23 protein-coding genes are annotated in these 20,402 nt (G+C 70.3%); 7 read left to right on the top strand and 16 right to left on the bottom strand.

The annotated features are described in order from the left end of the window. Nucleotides 1–17: 17 nt before the first annotated feature. The 3 genes from ACPYN5_RS07040 to ACPYN5_RS07030 all read right to left on the bottom strand — a co-directional run bounded on the left by ACPYN5_RS07040 (nt 18) and on the right by ACPYN5_RS07030 (nt 2,124). Nucleotides 18–248 carry a TetR family transcriptional regulator C-terminal domain-containing protein gene (locus ACPYN5_RS07040; RefSeq protein WP_424448687.1) on the bottom strand — a complete coding sequence of 77 codons (231 nt, stop codon included), beginning with the start codon at nt 246–248 and terminating at the stop codon, nt 18–20. Between the two features lie 744 nt (nt 249–992). Further along, a complete protein-coding gene (locus ACPYN5_RS07035) occupies nt 993–1,577 on the bottom strand; it encodes a TetR/AcrR family transcriptional regulator (protein ID WP_424448275.1) in 585 nt (194 codons plus the stop codon). A gap of 4 nt (nt 1,578–1,581) precedes the next feature. Next, nucleotides 1,582–2,124, bottom strand: a complete 543-nt coding sequence (locus ACPYN5_RS07030) for a hypothetical protein (RefSeq protein ID WP_424448274.1) — start codon at nt 2,122–2,124, stop codon at nt 1,582–1,584. Nucleotides 2,125–2,232: 108 nt separating this feature from the next. On the opposite strand from ACPYN5_RS07030, the gene ACPYN5_RS07025 reads away from it, so the two are divergent. Next, nucleotides 2,233–3,531 carry a PP2C family protein-serine/threonine phosphatase gene (locus tag ACPYN5_RS07025; RefSeq protein ID WP_424448273.1) on the top strand — a complete coding sequence of 433 codons (1,299 nt, stop codon included), beginning with the start codon at nt 2,233–2,235 and terminating at the stop codon, nt 3,529–3,531. A gap of 15 nt (nt 3,532–3,546) precedes the next feature. Here the strand turns inward: ACPYN5_RS07025 and ACPYN5_RS07020 are convergent, their stop codons facing one another. The 5 genes from ACPYN5_RS07020 to ACPYN5_RS07000 form a co-directional block, all read right to left on the bottom strand. Continuing rightward, the gene (locus ACPYN5_RS07020) at nt 3,547–4,563 is read right to left on the bottom strand and encodes a glycoside hydrolase family 6 protein (RefSeq protein ID WP_424448272.1); all 1,017 of its coding nucleotides are present in this window, start codon (nt 4,561–4,563) and stop codon (nt 3,547–3,549) included. 153 nt (nt 4,564–4,716) lie between these two features. After that, complete coding sequence (locus ACPYN5_RS07015; protein WP_424448271.1) at nt 4,717–5,136, bottom strand: VOC family protein; 420 nt, start codon at nt 5,134–5,136, stop codon at nt 4,717–4,719. A 25-nt stretch (nt 5,137–5,161) separates the two neighbouring features. Then, on the bottom strand, nt 5,162–7,105 hold the full coding sequence (locus ACPYN5_RS07010; RefSeq protein WP_424448270.1) for a YhgE/Pip family protein: 1,944 nt from the start codon (nt 7,103–7,105) through the stop codon (nt 5,162–5,164). Next, the gene (locus ACPYN5_RS07005) at nt 7,102–7,767 is read right to left on the bottom strand and encodes a hypothetical protein (protein WP_424448269.1); all 666 of its coding nucleotides are present in this window, start codon (nt 7,765–7,767) and stop codon (nt 7,102–7,104) included. The genes ACPYN5_RS07010 and ACPYN5_RS07005 overlap by 4 nt, the downstream gene beginning before the upstream one ends. After that, nucleotides 7,767–8,402, bottom strand: a complete 636-nt coding sequence (locus tag ACPYN5_RS07000) for a TetR/AcrR family transcriptional regulator (RefSeq protein ID WP_424448268.1) — start codon at nt 8,400–8,402, stop codon at nt 7,767–7,769. The genes ACPYN5_RS07005 and ACPYN5_RS07000 overlap by 1 nt, the downstream gene beginning before the upstream one ends. 134 nt (nt 8,403–8,536) lie before the next feature. Between ACPYN5_RS07000 and ACPYN5_RS06995 the strand changes: the two genes are divergently transcribed. Next, on the top strand, nt 8,537–8,926 hold the full coding sequence (locus tag ACPYN5_RS06995) for an MmcQ/YjbR family DNA-binding protein (protein WP_424448267.1): 390 nt from the start codon (nt 8,537–8,539) through the stop codon (nt 8,924–8,926). Between the two features lie 106 nt (nt 8,927–9,032). Here the strand turns inward: ACPYN5_RS06995 and argG are convergent, their stop codons facing one another. The 5 genes from argG to ACPYN5_RS06970 all read right to left on the bottom strand — a co-directional run bounded on the left by argG (nt 9,033) and on the right by ACPYN5_RS06970 (nt 14,127). After that, a complete protein-coding gene (argG, locus tag ACPYN5_RS06990) occupies nt 9,033–10,466 on the bottom strand; it encodes an argininosuccinate synthase (protein WP_424448266.1) in 1,434 nt (477 codons plus the stop codon). A 59-nt stretch (nt 10,467–10,525) separates the two neighbouring features. Continuing rightward, entirely contained in the window at nt 10,526–11,362 is an 837-nt protein-coding gene (locus ACPYN5_RS06985) for a MetQ/NlpA family ABC transporter substrate-binding protein (protein ID WP_424448265.1), read from the bottom strand. Between the two features lie 88 nt (nt 11,363–11,450). Continuing rightward, nucleotides 11,451–12,194 carry a methionine ABC transporter permease gene (locus ACPYN5_RS06980; RefSeq protein WP_424448264.1) on the bottom strand — a complete coding sequence of 248 codons (744 nt, stop codon included), beginning with the start codon at nt 12,192–12,194 and terminating at the stop codon, nt 11,451–11,453. After that, nucleotides 12,191–13,210: a methionine ABC transporter ATP-binding protein gene (locus ACPYN5_RS06975; RefSeq protein WP_424448263.1), complete on the bottom strand. Its 1,020-nt coding sequence runs from the start codon at nt 13,208–13,210 to the stop codon at nt 12,191–12,193. The genes ACPYN5_RS06980 and ACPYN5_RS06975 overlap by 4 nt, the downstream gene beginning before the upstream one ends. 248 nt (nt 13,211–13,458) lie before the next feature. Continuing rightward, nucleotides 13,459–14,127, bottom strand: coding sequence for a peptidylprolyl isomerase (locus ACPYN5_RS06970; RefSeq protein WP_424448262.1), 669 nt, complete (start codon nt 14,125–14,127; stop codon nt 13,459–13,461). 171 nt (nt 14,128–14,298) lie between these two features. On the opposite strand from ACPYN5_RS06970, the gene ACPYN5_RS06965 reads away from it, so the two are divergent. After that, nucleotides 14,299–14,745 carry a hypothetical protein gene (locus ACPYN5_RS06965; RefSeq protein ID WP_424448261.1) on the top strand — a complete coding sequence of 149 codons (447 nt, stop codon included), beginning with the start codon at nt 14,299–14,301 and terminating at the stop codon, nt 14,743–14,745. 19 nt (nt 14,746–14,764) lie between these two features. On the opposite strand, the gene ACPYN5_RS06960 is transcribed toward ACPYN5_RS06965, so the two are convergent. Further along, nucleotides 14,765–15,448, bottom strand: coding sequence for a hypothetical protein (locus ACPYN5_RS06960; RefSeq protein ID WP_424448260.1), 684 nt, complete (start codon nt 15,446–15,448; stop codon nt 14,765–14,767). Between the two features lie 320 nt (nt 15,449–15,768). On the opposite strand from ACPYN5_RS06960, the gene ACPYN5_RS06955 reads away from it, so the two are divergent. Continuing rightward, nucleotides 15,769–16,260 (top strand): FBP domain-containing protein, encoded by a 492-nt coding sequence (locus ACPYN5_RS06955; RefSeq protein ID WP_424448259.1) that lies wholly within the window; start codon nt 15,769–15,771, stop codon nt 16,258–16,260. A gap of 88 nt (nt 16,261–16,348) precedes the next feature. Here ACPYN5_RS06955 and ACPYN5_RS06950 read toward each other — a convergent pair whose 3' ends face one another. Then, complete coding sequence (locus tag ACPYN5_RS06950) at nt 16,349–16,618, bottom strand: helix-turn-helix domain-containing protein (RefSeq protein WP_424448686.1); 270 nt, start codon at nt 16,616–16,618, stop codon at nt 16,349–16,351. A 67-nt stretch (nt 16,619–16,685) separates the two neighbouring features. On the opposite strand from ACPYN5_RS06950, the gene map reads away from it, so the two are divergent. After that, nucleotides 16,686–17,456 (top strand): type I methionyl aminopeptidase, encoded by a 771-nt coding sequence (gene map, locus ACPYN5_RS06945; protein ID WP_424448258.1) that lies wholly within the window; start codon nt 16,686–16,688, stop codon nt 17,454–17,456. On the opposite strand, the gene ACPYN5_RS06940 is transcribed toward map, so the two are convergent. Beyond that, complete coding sequence (locus ACPYN5_RS06940; protein ID WP_424448257.1) at nt 17,440–18,156, bottom strand: Pr6Pr family membrane protein; 717 nt, start codon at nt 18,154–18,156, stop codon at nt 17,440–17,442. The genes map and ACPYN5_RS06940 overlap by 17 nt on opposite strands. 206 nt (nt 18,157–18,362) lie before the next feature. Here ACPYN5_RS06940 and ACPYN5_RS06935 point away from each other — a divergent pair, with 206 nt between their 5' ends. Together ACPYN5_RS06935 and ACPYN5_RS06930 are read left to right on the top strand one after the other, a co-directional pair. Further along, on the top strand, nt 18,363–19,112 hold the full coding sequence (locus ACPYN5_RS06935; RefSeq protein ID WP_424448256.1) for a GNAT family N-acetyltransferase: 750 nt from the start codon (nt 18,363–18,365) through the stop codon (nt 19,110–19,112). 274 nt (nt 19,113–19,386) lie between these two features. Continuing rightward, the coding region (locus ACPYN5_RS06930) for an HNH endonuclease signature motif containing protein (RefSeq protein WP_424448255.1) at nt 19,387–20,402 on the top strand (1,016 nt) is incomplete at its 3' end.

Genomic DNA, 20,402 nt, shown 5'->3' with positions numbered 1-20,402 from the left:
GCCGGACGGTCAGGCGCCTACCCTGCGAGCGTGTCGAGATGGCGTGCGAGCACTCGGTCCGCATCGCGGGTGGGGTCGTCCGACGGGGTCCACAGCAGGTGGAGGGCCAGTCCATCGAGAAGGGCGTGCAGGCGGACGGTCTCGAGCTCGCGGTCGAGACTCGCGTCGAGCAGGCCTGCTCCCGCCAGCTCGTCGAGCACCGCCGAGCACACTTTCCGAACTACGGCAGCCCGGCTGCTCGCTCTCAGCTACATTGCAGTTGCGTACTGAAATGCGGAAGCGACCCAGCCAAGGATGACCCAGGTCAGGACCGGGGTGATAACGCTCACCAAAGCAAGAACCCACATCATTCGATCGCGCGTGCGGTATGCCAGGCCGCCCGCCCACATAGCGAGCAAAAGACAGACGGCGGTGGCACCAGCTGTCAGGAATGTGATTGTCCAGCTCGAGTGAATGGTGGCTGTGGAGCCGTCCGCGAGCAGCCAGGTGCACCGCCGACCGATGGGCCATGCGGAGGCTTCGGCATGTGTCAGAGCCTGCTCTGTCAAGGAGGCATCGGCAGGCGGAGCGAGTTGACATTGCGCCTCTGCACTGACTCTCGTTTCCAGATACTGAGCAGCAAGTCCGACCATGAGGAACGCTGCAGCCACGAAAAACAGGGCCGCGAGGAAGGCTCTGATTGGTCGGTGCCCTTTAATGCTCATGGTCGGACCTCCGCTCAGAAATTGCTGGAGTCAGCACGGGTGCTGGCTGGGGGCGACTTCTCCGTAGCCCCCAGAGTTCCAGCACACGGTCGGTGCCGTCCAGTTTCGCCGCTCACCGAGCATCGGGCGCGCACTATATCCGCATGATGTGAGCCCCATGCAGTCCGTGTTGGACAGCCAGGGCTGCAGCACACAGCCCGCGGAGTTCACAGGTTGGATGGTCCCGAGGCGCCGGCACCCAGCGACACCCGCGACTGAACGGGCCGGCGCGGCCGGACGGTCAGGCGCCTACCCTGCGAGCGTGTCGAGATGGCGTGCGAGCACTCGGTCCGCATCGCGGGTGGGGTCGTCCGACGGGGTCCACAGCAGGTGGAGGGCCAGTCCGTCGAGAAGGGCGTGCAGGCGCACGGTCTCGAGCTCGCGGTTGAGATCGGGTTCGAGCAGGCCTGCTCCCGCCAGCTCGTCGAGCACCGCCGAGCACACTCTCCCGACACCCTCGTGCAGCTCTTGCGCGTTGCCCGTGAGGCCGGGGTCGGTGAGCGCGAGCCGGCTCAGCTGAAGCTGGACGGTCAGTTCCACGCGGCGCGTCATGTCGAGGGGCAGGAGCTCCCGCATCCACCCCATCGCACGCTCACGCCCCTCGCCCGATACGGCGCGGATGCGGCTCGTGACAGCGGTCCGCAGGCGCTCGAAGCAGAATCGGCGCAAGGCGTCCTGCGTGGGGAACGCGCGACGCAGCGATGCCGTCGCGATACCGGCTTCGTCTGCCACCTTCCGAACCGACAGGGCGGCCAGGCCGTCGCGGGCGAGCACTCGGAAAGCTGCTGCCGCGATCTCGTCGTTCCGATCGTCGTGGTCGATGAGGCGGGGCATGACCTCATCCTGCCGCAGCGGCGGGTGGGCGCTTCGGCCACACCGAGTAGCCGAACGCCCAAAGCACGTCGACGCCCACGATCACCCCCAAGACGGGGAAGAAGCCGAGCAGTTCCGACGTGCGGTCTGCGTCGCCGACGAGCAGGATGAGCCCGCCGAGGATGGTCGCGGCGATCGCTGCTGCCAGGACGGTGCGAGGCACGTCCTTCCAGCACGCCACGGCGTATGCGGCTCCGTACAGCCGGGGCCGTGGCGCGGCCCCGCGGAAGCGGGTCGCGAACTTCGCGTCCGCCCAGGCGACCATGCGATGTCCGTAAGCGACGGAGACGCCGATGTAGAGCGCCGCGAGACCGTGGTGCCACGAGGCCGTGCCGCCGCGCAGCAGATCGACGGCGACGAGAACGAGAAGGATGAGGTCGATGAGCGGTGCTGCGAGCAGGAGCACCCCGCCCAGTCGCGGGCGGTGGAGGACGTAGCGCGTGATGAGCCCACCCGCGATCGCGACCCAGAACCCCACCTCGCAGGCGATGATCGCAGCCAAGATCATGGCGATTCCTTCCGAGAGGTCGAGGGCGTCTATTTAGCACGACTGTACTAAATAGTTCGTTTCGCGCAATTCCGCCCGCGGCCGGTCATCGTCCGATTGACTAGAGGCATGACGTCCGCCCCTCCTGACACCCGGGCCGCGGTTCTCGACACCGCTCCGGTGATCCTGGCGTCGGCGCGCAGGTCATGGGAGCCCTTCGCGCGGCAGGCGATCATCGCCGCCTTCGTCGTGGGCGCCGCCGTCGCAAGTGCCGCGATGCCGTGGCTGAGCGTGACCGATGCGTCCCGGATGTGGCAGGGCGCCGCGCTGGCGGTGGCGCTGCTGCTGGTCGCCGCGCTCATGGTCAGGTCGCCGGCTCTCCGACGCGCCGAAATAGCCATCCCGATCGGCGACTTCATCGCCGTCGGGCTCCTGAGGTTCGGCACGGGCGACACCCAATCGGTGTTCCTCGCCATCATCGTGCTGCCCGTCATCTGGATCGCCGCCGGTCCCGGCCGCTGGCGCATCCTCGTGCCCCTCGCCGGCACATGCGTGACACTGCTGCTGCCGATGGTGCTCGTGCCCGGGCACGGCATCACGGTGAGCGAGACGGTGCGCCTGGTCATCGCCGTGCTGGTCTACGCGGCGGCGGGCGCGGTCGTGAACGAGCTGTCGCGACTCTCGCTGCAGAAGCTGACGACGTCGCAGTGGCACCGGCGCCTCGCCGAGGCCGAGGTCTCGCAGGCCGCCCTCGTGCAGCGCTCGCTCCAGCCCGTCGACGGCTCGTCGTTGCCGGGCAGCTTCCGGGTGGCCGGTGCCTGCGTACCCGCTCGCACGGTGGGCGGGGACTTCTACGACTGGTACGCCACGCCCGACGGAGGTACGGCGTTCACCCTCGGCGACGTCATGGGCAAGGGCGTCGGACCGGGGATGATCGCCGCCGCCGTCCGCACCGTCATCCGCAGCAGCCTCGACGAGGCGGACCCCGCCACCGCCCTGCGCCGTGCGGCCGTGGGTCTCGACACCGGCCCGGCCGCTGCGATCGGAGCACAGTTCACCACGTGCTTCCACGCCCGCATCAGCCTCGACGGCACGTTGCGGTGGGTCGACGCCGGCCACGGACTCACGGTCATCCGCAGCATCGACGGTACGAGCGTGTTCCTCCGATCGGGGCACCTCCCGATCGGGGTGGGGAGCAACTGGACCAGCTCGGAGGTCTCGCTCCAGCCGGGAGACAGCGTCATCAGCGTCAGCGACGGCGTGCTCGACCTCTTCGGCGGCTCGCTCGACTCGATCGACCGTTATCGCGAGTTCATCGAGGGGCGCGATGACATCGAGACCATCGTCAACGAGCTCGTCGCCCGCGCCACCCGGACCGAGCAGGAGGATGACGTCACCGTCATCGCCGTCACCTGGGGTGCGGCCTGAGGGATCGAGGTGCGCTCAGCGCGCACGGTTGCGCACGAGCTCGAGCGCGGCCTTCTCGTACCAGCTGCCAGCAGCGGGACCGCCGTTGCACAGGCCGTCGCTCTCGCCGGGTCGCTTGATCCACAGCAACGCGTCGAGCGCCGAGCCCGGGGCTCCCGCGCGCGGCGTCGTGCCGAGGCCGACGCCCGAGGGGTTGCACCAGTCGCCCTGCCACCCGCGGCCGTTGCGCGAGGTGTCGATGACGTAGCGGGGCGTGCCGCCGAGCAGCGCGCGCAGCCGCTCCGCGTACTGCTGCTCCGTCGCGGTCCGCGAGAAGTTGGAGACGTTCGTGGCGAACCCGCGGCCCTTCAGCACGCCGGCGTCGCGCAGGCGCTGGGCCATCGTCTCCGGAGGCACCCAGTTCGCGTTCCCGGCGTCGATGTACGCGGCGACGCCCGCTGCGGTGAGTGCCGATACGGCATCCCGGATGAGGCTCGTGCGCGGGCCCTGGCCGGCGCAGTCGCCGAGCATCGCGAGCGCGTCGGGTTCGACGATGACGGCCGAGCCGGTGCCGCGCAGGGTGTCGGCGATGAGCTTCGTCCAGGCGCGGTACCGCGTCGGCGTGAGTCCGCCCGACGAGTGGGCCGCGCAGTCGCGCGCCGGGATGGCGTACATGACGAAGGTCGCGACCTTCCGCTGCTTCTTCGCCGCGGCGGTCTCGGCCTTGAGTACGCGGACGAGCTCGGCATCGCTGTACCACTCGCCGAGCCACGTGGCGGTGGGCGTGCGGGCGATGACGTCGAGGGCGTCGGCGACCGCGGTGCGACCCTGCGCTCGTGCATCCGCCGCCGCGACGGCCGCAGCCGAGTAGGTGGGGAGGGCGGCCCCGCGCGCGAGGGGATTCGGACCCGGATGCGGGGCGGGCGCGGAGGCCGCGGCGCGTTCGGGCTCCGCCGCATGAGCGCTGCCGGTCACGGAGGCGACCGCCCCCAGGGCGACCGCCATCGCGAGAAGCGCGGCCGCGGCGGGCGGCATCCGGAGACTGGGTCGCATGGGGTCCTCGTTCGAAACGTCAACCGAGGATAACCGGACCGCCGCTCGTCTGGACCGGTCGACCGGGTATTCCCTTCGCGTTCGGGAGCGGATGCGCGCGATCGACGGCGCGTCAGGAGCGTTCGGCGGTGGCGTCCGGCACGCGACGCTCGCTCAGTTCGGGCCGGGTGCGAGGACGAACTCTCCCGTCGGACCCGGGTTGACCGCTATCTCCCACCTGAAGCCGTCGGGGTCGGCGAAGTAGCCCGAGTAGCCGCCCCACTCGCGCCGGCAGCCCGCAGTCACCGGTGCGCCGAGCGCTGCCGCCTCGGACAGGACGGCGTCGACGTCGCGGGGCGTCGCGACGTTGTGCGAGAGGGTGAGCGGCGCCAGTCCCGTCGCCGGCGCTGCACCGATCTCGGCAGTGAACCCGGCGAGCGACCAGAGGGAGAGGATCAGGCGATCGGCCACCGGAAGCATCAGAACGTCGTCGCCGACGAAGATCGGGGTCCAGCCGAGCCCGTCGACGTAGAAGGCCCCGCTGCGGTCCACATCGGCGACGGCCAACGTGATGAAGCTGAGGCGTTGTTCCATGCTCCGAGTGTGCCAGCCCGGGTGGTCAGCCGATGAGGCTCGGCTGCAGGTCGCGGAGGGTGCGGCGATGCGTCATCCGGGTGACCCCGATCGCCGCGAGCAGCAACGCGCCCAGCATCCAGGTGAAGAGCACGGCGAGGTCGAGGCTCACGCGGCTGAGGTCGCCGCCGTACATCCACTGCCGCATCCCGTCGACGACATAGCCCATCGGCAGCACGTGGTGCAGGGCCGCGAGCGGAGCCGGCAGCGTCTGCCACGGGAATGTGCCGCCGGCCGTCACGAGCTGCAGAACCATCAGCACGAGACCGACGAACTGGCCGACCGATCCCAGCCAGACGTTGAGCGCGAGGATGATCGCGGCGTAGGTGAACGACGCGGTGAGCAGCATCCCCAGCGTCCCGACCGGGCTCGAGAAGTCGAACCCGAGCGCGAACGAGAGCACGCCGAACAGGACCACCATGCCGACACTGCCGAGCATGGCCGGGGTCAGCCAGCCGGCGAGCGTCACCCGCACGGGCGAACGCAGTGCCGTCACGGCGCGACGTGAGATCGGCTTGACGATGAGGAACAGCGCGTAGATGCCGATCCACCCCGCAAGCGCAGCGAAGAACGGCGCCAGCCCGGCACCGTAGTCGCCGGCCTTCGCGAGATTGCCCGAGTCGACCGACACCGGGTCGGCGATCGTCTGCGCCTGCTGATCGCGAAGGCCGGGCGTCGAGTCGGGCAGCTGCGCGACACCCGAGTCCAGTCCGTCGCGCAGTGTCACGAGCCCGCCGTCGAGGGTTCCGAGACCCGAGGCGAGCTGACGGGCGCCGTCGTGGAGTCGGGCGGCTCCGTCGGCGGCCTCTCCGGTCGCCGCGGCGAGCTGACCCGCACCCGACGACACGGATGCCGCGCCATCGGCGGCCTGCGCCGCGCCCGTGGCGAGCTGCGCGGCACCCGAGCTGACCTGGGCAGCCCCGGCGGCGAGACGATCGATCTGCCCCACGGCATCGTCGACGCGCGTCGCGCCCGACTGCAGGCGCTCGCCGATCGGATCGAGGCGCGCGAGCACGTCGTCGATCTGCGCCTGGTCGAGTCCGCGGTCGGCGAGCAGAGCCGCGATGTCCGACCGCACCTGAGGCAGTTGCCCGGCGGCCTCGTTGACGGCACTGCGGGCGCGATCGGCATAGCCGGCGATCTCCGCGGTGCCGTCGGACACCTGGGCTGCGCCCGTGGCGAGGTCGGACGACCCCTGCGCGAGCGCACGCGTGCCGTCGGCGAGCTGCGACGCCCCGGCGGCGAGGCTGCCGGCGCCGTCACGTAACTGCACGGCGCCGCTCGAGAGCTGACCGGTGCCGTCGGCGAGATCGTTCGCGCCGGAGAGGGCCTGGCCCGCGCCGTCGACCAGCTGGTTCGCGCCGTCGGTCGCGTTCTGCAGCTGCACGCGGATGTCGGCGATGCCGGTGAGCAGTCGCGACGCGGCCTCGCGACCGACGAGCTCGGCCACCGAGCTGCGGATGCGCTCCACGGCCTGCGAGCCGATCGAGGAGGCGAGGTAGTTGTTCGCGTCGTTCGTGGCGAGCACCAGCGTCGCCTGATGGGGGTCGTCGCCCGCCGCGCTCGTCAGCGCCAGCGAGAAGTCGTCGGGCAGCGTGACCGAGAAGTCGACGTCGCCCGTGCGCAGCGCCTCGCGCGCCTGCGCGGCATCCATGCGCCGCCACCCGAAGGCTCCGTCGTCTATGAGCTGATCGGCCACCTGCGAGCCGTAGTCGACCGTGCCGTCGCCATCGCTCGCGGGCGCGCCCTGGTCGAGGTCGACGAGGGCCACCGGGATGTCGGCGAACTTGCCGTACGGGTCCTGGTTGGCCCACAGGTAGAGGCCGCCGTAGAGCACGGGCACGAGCATGAGCGCAATGAGCGCGACCACCGACATCCGGGTGGCGGTCAGGCGGCGCAGCTCGGCGCTGATCAGGGCGGGGATCTTCATCGGGCGGCTTTCGGGCGGGTGCCCCGCAGCCGGATGCCGCTGGGAAGCGGCCGACGGTGCGGCGCGGAGGGGTCGGATTCGGTGAGGAGGTTCGCGGCTGCCTGGCCGGCGATCACGAGCACGGCATAGCCGCGGCCGGCGAACTCCTGTGCGAGTCCCCACCAGGCACGGGGGTCGCCGCCGTGCCGGTCGGGGGAGACGAGGACGAGGCCGTCGACGCCGGGCCGCAGGACCGCGAGCTCGAGCAGCATCCGGATGCGGTCGGTCGCGGGCACATCTCCGATCGGAACACGCGAGTACGCGCGCAGGTCGTGCTCGTCGAGCCAGCGTCGGGCGGAGAGCGGATCGGCGGGTCGGCCCGCGAACATCAGCTCCTCACCGACCACCCCGACGGTCGAGATGTTCGGCGGCACGTCACTGACGTCGGGCGCGTCGACGAGGGCGGTCCGGTGCCTGAGGCTGCGGCTGGCACGGGCTCCGTCGAGCGTCACGGTGCCGCCGTCGGGCCGCATCCGCCCGCTCGCGATGAGGCCCAGAACCGTCGGGCGCTGCTCGGTCTCGGCGATGGCGAGGGTGGCGCGGCCCGATCGGAAGCTGAGGCTCGTCGGCGGCAGGGCGAGGTCGCGTCGTCCCTTCGCCACCTCGCGCAGCTCGACGCGCATCAGGACGCCGCCACGACGTCGGGATGCGAAGCGATGAGCGTCTCGGCCTCGCGCCACGAGAGCCCCGCGATCGACAGCACGGCGCGCACGACGAGGGATCGCGCCTCGGGCGACGAGGCGTCCAGGCGCACGATGACGGTGCGCGCGGTCTCCTCGATCAGGCGCGCGAGCGTCGGGGCGGCGACATCGGTGCGCAGGCTCTCGTCGTCCTGGCCGCGCCGGACGAGGTTCATCAGCGCGCGACGGAGCGGGGCGAGCGCCGCCGCGGAGTCCTCGACGTGGCGTTCGTCGAGCGCGACGGCAGCCGCGACCTGCACGTGGGATGCCTCGCCCCACAGGCGTCCGGTGAGGCGGGCGAGCACGACGGGCGCGGGCTCGGTGTCGAGGTGGAGGTCGGGGTCGGCGGCGATCGCGTTGAAGCGCTGGGCGCCCGAGGCGACGAGTTCGCGCACCAGGGCGTCGCGGTCGTCGAAGTGGCCGTAGAGCGCGCGGCGGCTGAGGCCGGCGGCGCGCGCGATCGCATCGACCGAGGCGCTCGGGTCGAGTGCGAGCGTTCGCGCGGCGGCCGAGAGCAGGCCGGCGCGGTTGGCGGCGGCATCCTTCCGCGGGCGACGGGTGGAGACAGTGTCGGTCACCCGTCGATGATACGAACGTGCACACGTATGTGCAAGTTCTCTCGCCGTCGTACCCGTCGCCTACGGTGGGGCCGTGTCTGGCAGCCCGCCGACGCGTCCCGGATCACGAGCCTGAACCGATGGAGGGATCAGCGATGGACCACCGACACGGAGAGTTACTGCAGAGGACGGCCACGGCGCGGGCGGACGAACTGCCCGGCTCCGAACTGACGCACCCGTTCGGTGCGGAGTGGGACGTCTTCAAGGTCCGCGGCAAGGTGTTCATGCTCCAGACCGACCGCGAGGGCGAGAAGATCGTGACCGTGAAGGCTCACCCGTCCGACAGTGAGGCTCTCCGGGCGCAGTACGACGACATCCGACCCGGCTACCACATGAACAAGCGGCACTGGATCACCCTGCATCCCGGCGGGGGACTGGAGGCGCAACTCGTCCGCGAGCTCGTCACCGATTCGTACCTGCTCGTCGTCGCCAATCTGCCCCGTCGGCTGCGTCCCGTCGACCCCGAGATCTTCGGCGCGGACTGACGTCGGCGACCAGCCGAGCTGGAGCTGTCGAAGCCGGTGCCGCGTCGGATCACTCGGATGCGGCGGGCTGCGCCGCGTGAGGGCGGTCGCCGGGCCCGGCGCCGTGTCAGTCGGCGCCGAAGTCGAACGAGGCGGACTCGCCCGCGGCATCCACCTTGTCGGCGAGATCCTGGTCGGTCGGCTCGACGTTGCCGGTGATCTCGGCGGCGCCGCCGCGCTCGAGGTCGCCCACGAGCTCGGCCGTCGGGCCGCCGATGAGGCCGATGCCGACGTAGTGCTCGAGGCGCGACCGCGAGTCGGCGATGTCGAGGTTGCGCATCGTGAGCTGGCCGATGCGGTCGGTCGGCCCGAAGGCCGAGTCGCCGACGCGCTCCATCGAGAGCTTCTCCGGCGAGTACGACAGGTTGCGGCTCTCGGTGTTCAGGATCGTGTAGTCCTCGCCGCGGCGCAGGCGCAGGGTCACCGTGCCGCTGATCGCGGAGCCCACCCAGCGCTGGATCGACTCGCGCAGCATGAACGACTGCGGCTCGAGCCAGCGGCCCTCGTACATCAGGCGGCCGAGGCGGCGGCCCTGCTCGTGGTAGGTGGCGAGGGTGTCTTCGTTCAGGATGCCGTTGACCAGGCGCTCGTACGCGATGAACAGCAGCGCCATGCCCGGAGCCTCGTAGACACCGCGGCTCTTCGCCTCGATGATGCGGTTCTCGATCTGGTCGCTCATGCCGAGGCCGTGGCGACCGCCGATCGCGTTCGCCGCCATCACGAGCTCGACGATGTCGGAGTACTCGACGCCGTTGACCGCGACGGGGCGGCCGGCCTCGAACGTGACCGACACGTCCTCGGTCTCGATCTCGACCGCGGGATCCCAGAACCGCACACCCATGATCGGCTCGACGATCTCGAGCGACACGTCGAGGTGCTCGAGCGTCTTCGCCTCGTGCGTCGCGCCCCAGATGTTCGCGTCGGTCGAGTAGGCCTTCTCGACCGAGTCGCGGTACGGGAAGCCGTGCGCGACGAGCCACTCGCTCATCTCGGTGCGGCCACCCAGCTCGGTGACGAAGTCGGCGTCGAGCCACGGCTTGTAGATGCGCAGCGCGGGGTTCGCGAGCAGGCCGTAGCGGTAGAACCGCTCGATGTCGTTGCCCTTGTAGGTGGAGCCGTCGCCCCAGATGTCGACGCCGTCCTCCTTCATGGCGCGGACCAGCATCGTGCCGGTGACGGCACGGCCGATCGGCGTCGTGTTGAAGTAGGTGCGACCGCCCGAGCGGATGTGGAAGGCGCCGCACGCGAGGGCGACGAGGCCCTCCTCGACCATCATCGGCTTGCAGTCGATGAGGCGCGAGCCCTCGGCGCCGTACTGCAGCGCGCGGCCCGGGATCGACGCGATGTCGTCCTCGTCGTACTGGCCGAGGTCGCCGGTGTAGGTGAACGGGACGGCGCCCTTGTCGCGCATCCAGGCGACGGCGACGGAGGTGTCGAGACCCCCCGAGAAGGCGATGCCGACGCGCTCGCCGACGGGCAGGGACTGGAGGACCTTCGACATGGGGACAATCCTACTGAGCGGGCGGGCGGGCGATGTGCGGCGAGCGTGAGCCGCGGGTGTCAGCCCTGCGTGACGGGCACGACGAGGCCGCCCCAGGTCTCGTTCTCGAAGTCGGCGACCTCGGGCGAGGTCAGCAGGTCGTAGAGCGCGACGATGCGGGGGTCGTCCTTCAGGTCCGGGCGCGTGGCGAGCACGTTGTAGTACGGGCTGCCCTCGCCCTCCGTGAGGATCGCCTCGTCGGCCGTGAGGCCGGCGGGCAGCGCGAAGCTGATCGTCACGAACGCGGCGTCGACGTCGGGCACGGCCTGCGGGAGCGTGGCGTTCTCGATCTCCTGGAACTCGAAGTCGCGCGGGTTGTCGGTGATGCCGGTGAGGTCGACGACGTCGTCCGAGACCTCGATGAGGCCCTCCTGCGCCAGCAGCTTCAGCGCACGTCCCTCATTGGTGGGGTCGTTCGGGATGGCGATCGTGGCGCCGTCCTCGAGGTCGTCGAGGCTGTCGACCTTGTCGGAGTAGAACGCCGCCGAGGGCAGGTACGCCTCACCCACGCTGATGAGGTCCGATCCGGTGTTGCTGTTGAAGTTCTCGAGGAACGTCGAGTTCTGGAAGAGGTTCGCGTCGATCGACCCGTCCACGAGCGCCGTGTTCGGGGTGTTGTAGTCGGTGAAGGGCACGAACTCGATCGTGAGCCCGAGCTCGGCGGCGCCGTTCTCGGCGATGTGGTTCAGGATGTCGCCGGCGGGCGTCTGCAGCGCGCCGACCTTGATCGTGCCGAGGCTGTCGCCGTCACCGGAACCGGCGTCTGCGGTGTCGGCCGAGCTGCCACAGCCGGTCAGCAGCAGAGCGGCCGATGCGACGGCGGCGACGAGGAGCGGTGTGCGTGCGGTGCGAGACATGGGGGAGTCCTCTCAGGGAACGGATGCGGATGCGGGTGCGGTGCGGAGCGAATGCGGTGCGGAACGGGTGTTGCAGCGGTTCGGTGGTTCAGGATGCCGGTGTCGTGATGCGGGCGCGTCGTGCGGCACGTCGCGAGGCGCCGCGGCTTCGAGGGGAACGCCGGGCGAGGCGCCGGGCGCCCCAGCTGGCGAGCCCTTGCAGCACCATGACGATCGCGAAGATCACGACGATGACGCTGACGATGTGGATCCAGCTGTACTGCTGGTAGCCGTAGCGGATCGCGACGTCGCCGAGGCCGCCGCCCGCGACGGTGCCGACCATGGCCGAGAAGTTGATGATCGAGGTCACCGTCGTCGACAGGCCGAGCAGCATCGCGGGCGCCGCCTCGGGCAGCAGCACCTTCGTCACGAGCTGCCAGCGGCTCGCACCGAGGGACGCGGCGACCTCGAGCAGCCCGTCGTCGACCTCCTTGATCGCGATCTCGACCATGCGGGCGAAGAACGGGATGGCGACGACGGACAGGGGCACGATCGCGGCGGTCGGCCCGATGAAGGTGCCGACGATGAGTCGCGTGAACGGGATCAGGGCGACCATCAGGATGATGAAGGGCACGGAGCGGCCGAGGTTGACGATGAAGTCGAGGACGCGGTTGATCACGATGCCGGCACGGCGCGAACCGAACGGCGTCGCAAGGAACCGGCCCTGTTCCGTGCCGACGAGCACGACCCCGAGCGGTAGCCCGATGACGATCGTCGCGAGCAGCGCGACGCCGACCATGTAGAGCGTCTGGGCGGTGGCGACCAGCAGCAGGTTCAGCAGTTGCTCGTTCATGCGGCATCCCCTCGGCCCGCGCCTGTCGGCGTGACGGTGCCGGCGTCGCGCAGGACGTCGACGATGAGCCCCTGACCGCGCAGGTCGGCGATGACGGCGGATGCCGCGGCCGCGGGCACCTCGAGGCGGGTACGACCGGCCTGTGTGCCGGCGATCTGCTCGACGAGTGCGCCGAGCAGCGAGACATCGACGTCGTGGTCGCGGGCGATCCGGGCGATGACAGGACGATCGGCGGTGCCGCCGGCGAAGGTGATGTCGATGACGGTCGCGCTCGGGTCGGCGCCCGCGGGGATGGGGCCGAGCGGGAAGAGCTGCGATGTGAGCCGGGAACCGGGCGTGCGGATGACGTCGGTCAGCCGGCCACTCTCGACGATGCGCCCGTGCTCGAGGAGGGCGGCCGAGTCGCACGTCGACTTCACGACATCCATCTCGTGGGTGATGAGGAGCACCGTCAGCCCGAGCTCGGCGTTGATCCGCCGGTACAGGTCGAGGATCGCGGTCGTCGTCTCGGGGTCGAGCGCGCTCGTCGCCTCGTCGGAGAGGAGCACGCTCGGGCCGCTCGCGAGGGCGCGCGCGATGCCGACGCGCTGCTGCTGCCCACCCGACAGCTCGTGGACGGACGCGTCGCCGCGGTGGCCGAGGCCGACGAGGTCGAGCATCTCCTGCGCACGGGCGCGGCGCTGGGCCTTCGACGTGCCGTCGAGCTCGAGCGCGAGCTCGACATTGCCCCGCACCGACCGGCTGCCCAGCAGGTTGAACCGCTGGAAGACCATGCCGATGCGCCGGCGTGCCGCGCGCAGGCTGTTCGCGTCGAGGGCGGTCAGATCGACGCCGTCGACGACCACTCGGCCTGTATCCGGCCGCTCGATGAGGTTGACCATCCGGGCGAGCGTGCTCTTACCCGCCCCGCTCTGGCCGACGATGCCGTAGATCTGCCCCGAGGGGATCTCCAGCGAGACGTCGTCGACGGCGGGCACGCCGCCGTACGTCTTAGATACGTGCTCGAGCGCGATCACGGTCGGGCCTTTCCGGAGGTCTGCGCCGTCGGGTCGTCGGCGTCACACCGAGTTTCGCGGGCGTTCCCGCGCCGGCGAATTCGCGTTACCGCAGATGTCGCCGGCGTTTGCGCCGCCGGGAACCCCACTGCGCCCGAGAACGCACCGTCGCCGCGAGAAGGTACCCCGCAGGGTGCGTTGTCGCAGGGGTGGTGCGTTCTCGCCACGGCTTCGGCGACGCGGCGGCGCGCGGCAGGAGGCCGGGAGCCTCAGCCGAGCGAGACGCCCGTGATGGTGACCTCGGTCGCGGGGGCGCCGTCGGCGGCGCCGCCTTGTGCCCCCGCGGCGGCGACCTCGCGTACGACGGCCAGGCCCGCCTCGTCGAGCTGGCCGAAGACGGTGTACGCCGGGGGCAGGGGGGAGTCCTCGTAGACGAGGAAGAACTGCGAGCCGTTCGTGTTCGCACCGGCGTTCGCCATCGCGACTGTCCCGGCCGGGTAGGTCTCGCTGTCGTCGAGCTCATCGGCGTAGCTGTACCCGGGTCCGCCCCGACCGGTGCCCGACGGGTCGCCGCACTGCAGTACGAAGATCCCCGAGGTGGTGAGGCGGTGGCAGGGCGAGTCGTCGTAGTAGCCCTGCTCGGCGAGCGACGCGAAGCTGCCCACGGTGCACGGAGTGCGATCGGCATCGAGGGTCATCGGGATGTCGCCGACCGACGTCTGCAGGACGGCGGCGAGCTGACCCGACACCTCGGCCTCGGCGGGCGGCATCTCGACGTCGCGCACCCCGCCGGCGGCTTCGACATAGGCGCAGGCACCGTCGGGCACGGCATCGGCCGTCGGCATCGCGTCGGGCTCGGCGGGCGCGGGCGACGACGCGCATCCCGCCAGGGCGAGAGCCGACAGGACGAGCAGGGTGGAGCCGAGGCGAGCGCGCATGAACCGAGCCTAGGGTCTCGGATGCCGCATCCCGGGTAGCGCGTTCGAGGGCACGCGGCGCCGATGCCCGCGCGGACGATGGCCGCGCGGGCGGGGCACCTGTTCAGGACGCGCTCCGGGTGGCACGATCGGACCGGGACGCCCGCGCGCCGCGGGCCGGAAGGGGCGATGATGGCTGACGACGCGAAGGGCGGGGCGGGATTCTCCGACGAGGAGAAGGCCGCGATGAAGCAGCGTGCCGACGAGCTGCGGTCGACGAAGGGGCTCAAGGGGGCGGCGAAGCTCGCGAAGGAGCTTGAGGCCTGCATGGCGGCGATCGAGGCGCTCGAGGGGATCGACGGCGAGGTGGCCCGGACGGTGCACCGGATCGTGTCGGAAGAGGCATCCGACCTCGATCCCAAGACGTTCTACGGCTTCCCCGCGTACGCGCGCGGCGGCAAGGTCGTGATCTTCGTCCAGCCGAAGTCGAAGTTCGACACCCGCTATCCGACGCTCAACTTCGATGAGACCGCGACCCTCGACGACGGGGCGATGTGGCCGACGTCGTTCGCGATCGTCGAGGTCACTCCCGAGGTCGAGCGCCGGATGCGGGAGCTGGTGCGCGCCGCGGTCGATTGAGCCTGCGGACTGCTCGCGCTCAGGACAGCAGCGCCTCGGCGCGCAACGTCAGGGCGATCGCGACGAGCGTCGACAGCAGACCGGCCGCCAGCAAGAGCCCGGGATGCGCGAGACCGATGACGAGCTGTCGCGTGCGCGGCGCCTCGGCGAGGAAGTGCTCCGGGATGCGGTGCCGCGTCGGTACGGCGGACCATCCGCGCAGGCGCACGAGGTAACCGGCGTAGCGGATGATCAGCACGCAATAGAGCAGCACCGTCACGGGCGGCACGATGCGCCCGAACAGATCGGCGGCGGTGAGCCAGGCCGTCTCGATGTCGCTGCCGCTCTCGTCCGTCAACTGCACGGCGATCGCGGCGCCGATCACGATCGAGCCCAGCCAGAAGATGAAGGCGCTGAACAGGGCCAGGAATCGCGCGAAGAAGTGGGCCAGGATCGACGGCTCGTACTCGAGATGCGACCGAGGAGTCTGCGAGAGGACGGCGAGCGTGGCCACGAGGGGTGGCAGCGCCGCGGTGAGAGTGAGGGCTGCGCGTAGCCAGTGCGGACCGCCCAGAAGATCGCACACGACCAGCAGGGCGACCGTGCCGGTCATCCAGACGACGCCGAGGGCTGTGGGATGCGAGATCAAGAACGACGGATGATGCTGCTCGAGGCGTGCACCGACGCGCTCGACGAGTCGCCGTCCCCGCTCGTTCGCCGCCACGGGGGGATGCTACTACCGCCGGGGATGCCTGGTCGGGCAGGGAGTAACCTGGAGGCGTGCGTACCGTCCGTCTGCTGATGCCCTCCGGGCGTGAGGGGGTCTCCGGCGCGCTCAGCGCCGGCGGCACAGGCGCGGCATCCTTCGTCCTCCTCGCCGGTTGATCCGGCGCGCATCGCGTCGACCTCGTCCGCGATGCGCCTTCCCGATCGCGGGCGGCTCCGTTCGCTCCGCGACGATCTGCTCATGACTGCGTGCTGGAACCCCGCTCCGGGTGACGGCGCGAGAGTCGTGCGCGAACGCGTACTCAGACAGGACCTTCCATGTTCGCTCTCACCGAGAAAGCCATCCGCTCCTCGTTCATCAACGTCTCTCAGCGCGAGCGCAGCTCGCTCGTCGTCCCCGCCGATCTGACGGACGTCGATTGGTCGACCCGTGACTACTACGGATGGCGCGACCCCAAGACGCCGATGCTCGGGTTCATCGTCGCTGACGTCGACGGGGAGCCCGTCGGCCTGCAGCTCCGTCAAGCCGACCAGCCCACGAGGACCCGACCGCAGTGCTCGTGGTGCTGCGATGTCACGCTGCCGAACGACGTGGTGTTCTTCGCCGCGAAGCGCGCCGGCAAGGCCGGCCGTTCCGGCAACACCGTCGGGACCCTGCTGTGCTCGCGGTTCGAGTGCTCACGCAACGTGCGTCGCCTCGACCCGCCGCCCTACCTCGGATTCGACGCCGCGGCCGCACGCGACCGCCGCGTCGAGGCACTGCGCACCCACGTCGACGGGTTCTTCCGCGACCTGCGCGACGGCGTCTGACCCCGGGGCTGCCGCGCGCTGACTGGCCGGCATCCGACGTTCACGGGCGTCCGGTCCGGCTCCCTTTCGCGGCGCAGGGCCGGACGTCTCAGCGGCCCGGGATCGAGGCGGCGTCTGCGAGCAGGGCGTCAGCGGCCAGTGCGTCGAGCGAGAGGTCGAGGCTCGCTGCGACGGCTGCGACCGTGGCGAACGACGGGGTGGCGAGCCGTCCCGTCTCGATCTTGCGGAGAGTCTCGGGCGATACGCCCGCGGCCGTTGCGACATCCGTGATCGACCTGTCGCCGCGGGCGCGACGCAGGAGGCTCCCGAGGCGGCGGCCGCGGTCGCGTGCTTCGGGGGTCAGTGCCCGACGGACCATCATGCGCCCATCGTATCGGTATAGTTTGACCGGTATTTGTATACCGCCTTATGGGAAGAGACAGTCGATGATCGAGATCTTCGCGCCGCACGAGATCGACCGAGCCCGCGAGACGGGCGCGATCGTGGGCGGCATCCTGCGCGAGATCGAGTCGCGCGTGCGGGTCGGGACCAACCTGCTCGAGATCGACGAGTGGACGAGGCAGCTCATCGCCCAGAACGACTCGACATCCTGCTACGTCGATTACGCGCCGTCCTTCGGTCGTGGCCCGTTCGGGCATTACATCTGTACGGCCGTGAACGACGCGGTTCTGCACGGGATGCCGCATGACTACGGCCTGGCGGACGGCGATCTGCTCACCCTCGACCTCGCGGTCATCAAGAACGGCATGGCCGCGGATGCCGCCATCAGCTTCATCGTCGGCGCACGTCGGTCCGCCGACGCGGTCGCACTGATCGAGGCGACGGAACGGGCTCTCGCTGCCGCTATCGAAGTGGCACGTCCGGGCAATCGGGTCGGCGACCTCTCCCGCGCGATCGGCACCGTGCTCTCCGGCGCGGGCTACTCGATCAACACCGAGTTCGGCGGTCACAGCATCGGGTCGGTCATGCACGGCGACCTCCACATCCCCAACAGCGGACGGCCGGGCCGCGGCTACACGCTGCGGCCGGGTCTGCTCATCGCGATCGAGCCGTGGGTCATGGCAGACACGAACGTCCTCGTCACCGACGCTGACGGGTGGACGCTCCGCAGCTCGACCGGATGCCTCACCGCGCACACCGAGCACACGATCGCCATCACCGACGGGGCGGCGGAGATCCTCACTCTGCCGCGGTGACCTGAGGAGGTCTGCTGCGGGCGCGGCGACGGGTGGCCCACACCGCGCCGAAGCCGACCACGACGAAGCACACGGCGATCACGACGACATACGCCGCGACCATCCCCCATCCGCCCGGATTGTTGGGGTTCAGGAAGGGGTACGGATACCAGTACGGCTCACCGGTCGTCGGGTTCGTGACGAGTGGCCCGCGGACGAGCGTGTACGCCACCCACAGCAGGGGAAAGGCCACGATCACCCAGACGACTCGCCATCGGAGCGCCCGCCGGCGGGTGCCGATCAGCAGGTCGAGAAGGAGGAAGATCGGTCCGATCAGATGCAGCACCTCGTTCGACCACGGCACCGGCTCCGATCCCTGCGGAAGTGTGATGCCGCGGAGGAGGGCGTTGTAGATGATCCCGGTGATGACCATGTACGTCGTCGCGCAGGCGAGCGCCGCGGCGAGCCCGAGCGAGGTCTCCGCTCCGGTCGGGCGGGTGAGCGTGCGGATGGCCGCCGACGCGAGCACGGTCGCGGCGATCACGTTCGAGAGGATCGTGAAGAAGCTGAAGAAGTTCGCGAACACGGTGGCGACATCTCCGCCGGCCTCCGCCGTGCGCGTCAACGAGACGGCCAACTGGGTCACGACGGCGGCGAGGATCACGACGGCCATCGGCAGACGGAGAAGCGACCACACCGTCACCTGCTGAGGGTTCTGCACGAGGGGACACTATCGCCCGCGGTGCGGTCCGTGACCGTATGTGGCGGCAGCGCGAAAGAGCGCACATCGAGGCGGCTAGCGTCGCCGTGCGGCATCCGCGGTATGGATCGCGGCTGCTGCGCGTTGGGTTCGACGGCGCCGCATGCGAAAGCGATGGTGTCGACGGCCGAACGCGATCAGCGGTCTGTTTGAGAGGACGATGCCCCATGACCATCACCACCCCCACGGTGCTCGGCGTTGCCGACGTCCGGGACAACGCCGCCTGGCACTCGCTGACTGGCGCGCACGCGCATCTCGCCATCGGTGACGACCTCGTCCGCCGATACCCGGATGACGTCGCAGGCTTCGTCGGGGTGCGGTCGTGGGATGAGCCCGCTGTCTGGGACTCTCTCGCGACCGTGGTGGGTTCGGGCAACGAGTTCAGCATCAGTTCGCCCGATGTCGCTCCGCAAGGTGCGGGTGCGCCGTCTGCCGCACCGGCGCCACAGCTTCCGGATGGGTGGGTCGAGACCTTCCGCGGGGCGGGCGTGCAGCTCGTCGAGACCGACCGCCTGCGACCCCGACCGGATGACGAGGCGGTCGAGCTCGGCCAAGCGGATGTGGCCGAGATGCTGGCCCTGGTCGAGCGCAACCGGCCCGGGCCCTTCCGTCCGCGGACCTACCTCCTGGGGCGGTACATCGGCATCCGGCGCGAGGGGCGGCTGATCGCGATGGCGGGGGAGCGCCTGCAGCCGGGCGAGTGGACCGAGATCAGCGCTGTCGCGACCGACGAGGCCTTTCGCCGGCAAGGGCTGGCCTCACGGCTCGTCCTCGACGTCGCGTTCCACATCCAGCAGCGGGGTGGCCGCGCGATGATGCACGCGGCGGCGTCGAACGTCAACGCGATCGCCGGCTACGAGAAGCTCGGATTCGAGCTGCGACAGCGGACGAGCTTCACCGGCGTGCGGATTCCCTGACCGCGCGCTCCTCCCCAAGTAGCGATGGCGGGCACTTGTTGAGTTCGTAGCTGTGTTCGAGGGTGATGTCTGACCCCTCTGCGACAATGGGAACATGTCAGCGACAGGTCAGTCGAGCGAAGACACCGCAGAGCGGGCGCCGCACGACGCTGCGTTTGCTGGATTCCGACGCTCGCTCGACCTCCTTCACGCGGGTGAAGTCGCGTCGGTGCGTGCCTTGGCCGAGTTGGGTCGGTCGGCTCTGCGCGAGGCGCGCCGTGATGGGGTGCGTGGGGTGGCGTCGGACATGGAGCTGCGGTCGGTGGCGGCAGAGGCTGCGGGCATGGCGCGGCGCAGCGACCGCCGACTGCAGGCGGATATCGATCACGCGTTGACGATCGTGGATGACTACCCTGCCGTGTTCGCGGCGTGGGAGTCGCGCCGGATCACCCGCGACCACGTCGACGTCGTCGTGAAAGCCGGGGCCGGTGTGCCCGCGGAAGTGCGCGCGGAGTTCGAGGTCGCGGCGATCGCGGTATGCGAGCGCGACATCGCCACCCGAGTCCGAGAGCCGTTGCGGGCTTTGACGGAGAAGCTGCATGAGCGGTCGTTCACACAGCGGCACCGCGAGGCTGCCGCGGGACGGTGCGTGCGGATGCTGCACGGACCTGACGGGATGTCGGATGTGATCGCGACGGTCCCGACGGTGATCGCGGTGGGAATGCTCGACCGGCTCACGCAGATGGGCCAAGCGGTCAAGGACGCACGGGTAGGTGCCGGAGTCGCTGCGGGTGACGGTGCGGGTGGTGCGGATGCTGCGTCGAGTGCGGATGCTGCGGCCCCGGGCGAGGCGCCCGATGCGCGGACGATGGACCAGCTGCGCGCTGACATCCTCAGCGACCTCGTCCTCGGTGGGGCGCCCGTTGTCGACCCGACCTATGGGACTGATCGGGCGGGCGGGCTCGGCGCGATCCGCGGACGGGTGCAGGTCGCTGTCACCGCCGAGACGTTGATGGGCAAAGACGAGCACCCCGCCGAGGTGGTGGGAGCCGCGCTGATCGACGCGGACACGGCGCGGCAGCTCGCGGGGCAGGTGTCCGAGTGGGACCGGCTCTTCATCGACCCCGTCACCCGCACCCCCGTCGAGGTCGACACATACCGGCCGACCGCGTCGATGAAGAAGCTCCTCACCGCCCGAGACCAGCGCTGCCGGTTCCCCGGATGCCGGCGCGCCGCGATCCGGTGCGAGATCGACCACACCATCGACTACGCCAAGGGCGGCCACACCCACATCTTCAACCTCGCCCACCT

Origin of the sequence: Microbacterium arborescens (assembly GCF_049707515.1) — a bacterium.
In the GTDB taxonomy this organism is placed as follows: Bacteria; Actinomycetota; Actinomycetes; order Actinomycetales; family Microbacteriaceae; genus Microbacterium; species Microbacterium arborescens_B.
Note: the sequence above shows the minus strand (reverse complement) of the source record. Positions and strands in the feature narration are given on the sequence as shown.

Excerpts from the sequence above, each read along its gene's own strand:
- ACPYN5_RS06985 (WP_424448265.1), bottom strand. The coding sequence starts at position 11,362 with ATGTCTCGCACCGCACGCACACCGCTCCTCGTCGCCGCCGTCGCATCG.
- ACPYN5_RS06955 (WP_424448259.1), top strand. The coding sequence starts at position 15,769 with ATGTTCGCTCTCACCGAGAAAGCCATCCGCTCCTCGTTCATCAACGTC.
- ACPYN5_RS07005 (WP_424448269.1), bottom strand. The coding sequence starts at position 7,767 with ATGCGCGTCGAGCTGCGCGAGGTGGCGAAGGGACGACGCGACCTCGCC.
- ACPYN5_RS07015 (WP_424448271.1), bottom strand. The coding sequence starts at position 5,136 with ATGGAACAACGCCTCAGCTTCATCACGTTGGCCGTCGCCGATGTGGAC.
- map (WP_424448258.1), top strand. The coding sequence starts at position 16,686 with ATGATCGAGATCTTCGCGCCGCACGAGATCGACCGAGCCCGCGAGACG.
- ACPYN5_RS07010 (WP_424448270.1), bottom strand. The coding sequence starts at position 7,105 with ATGAAGATCCCCGCCCTGATCAGCGCCGAGCTGCGCCGCCTGACCGCC.
- ACPYN5_RS07035 (WP_424448275.1), bottom strand. The coding sequence starts at position 1,577 with ATGCCCCGCCTCATCGACCACGACGATCGGAACGACGAGATCGCGGCA.
- ACPYN5_RS07025 (WP_424448273.1), top strand. The coding sequence starts at position 2,233 with ATGACGTCCGCCCCTCCTGACACCCGGGCCGCGGTTCTCGACACCGCT.
- ACPYN5_RS06970 (WP_424448262.1), bottom strand. The coding sequence starts at position 14,127 with ATGCGCGCTCGCCTCGGCTCCACCCTGCTCGTCCTGTCGGCTCTCGCC.
- ACPYN5_RS06980 (WP_424448264.1), bottom strand. The coding sequence starts at position 12,194 with ATGAACGAGCAACTGCTGAACCTGCTGCTGGTCGCCACCGCCCAGACG.
- ACPYN5_RS06935 (WP_424448256.1), top strand. The coding sequence starts at position 18,363 with ATGACCATCACCACCCCCACGGTGCTCGGCGTTGCCGACGTCCGGGAC.
- ACPYN5_RS07030 (WP_424448274.1), bottom strand. The coding sequence starts at position 2,124 with ATGATCTTGGCTGCGATCATCGCCTGCGAGGTGGGGTTCTGGGTCGCG.
- ACPYN5_RS07020 (WP_424448272.1), bottom strand. The coding sequence starts at position 4,563 with ATGCGACCCAGTCTCCGGATGCCGCCCGCCGCGGCCGCGCTTCTCGCG.
- ACPYN5_RS06950 (WP_424448686.1), bottom strand. The coding sequence starts at position 16,618 with ATGGTCCGTCGGGCACTGACCCCCGAAGCACGCGACCGCGGCCGCCGC.
- argG (WP_424448266.1), bottom strand. The coding sequence starts at position 10,466 with ATGTCGAAGGTCCTCCAGTCCCTGCCCGTCGGCGAGCGCGTCGGCATC.
- ACPYN5_RS06965 (WP_424448261.1), top strand. The coding sequence starts at position 14,299 with ATGGCTGACGACGCGAAGGGCGGGGCGGGATTCTCCGACGAGGAGAAG.
- ACPYN5_RS06995 (WP_424448267.1), top strand. The coding sequence starts at position 8,537 with ATGGACCACCGACACGGAGAGTTACTGCAGAGGACGGCCACGGCGCGG.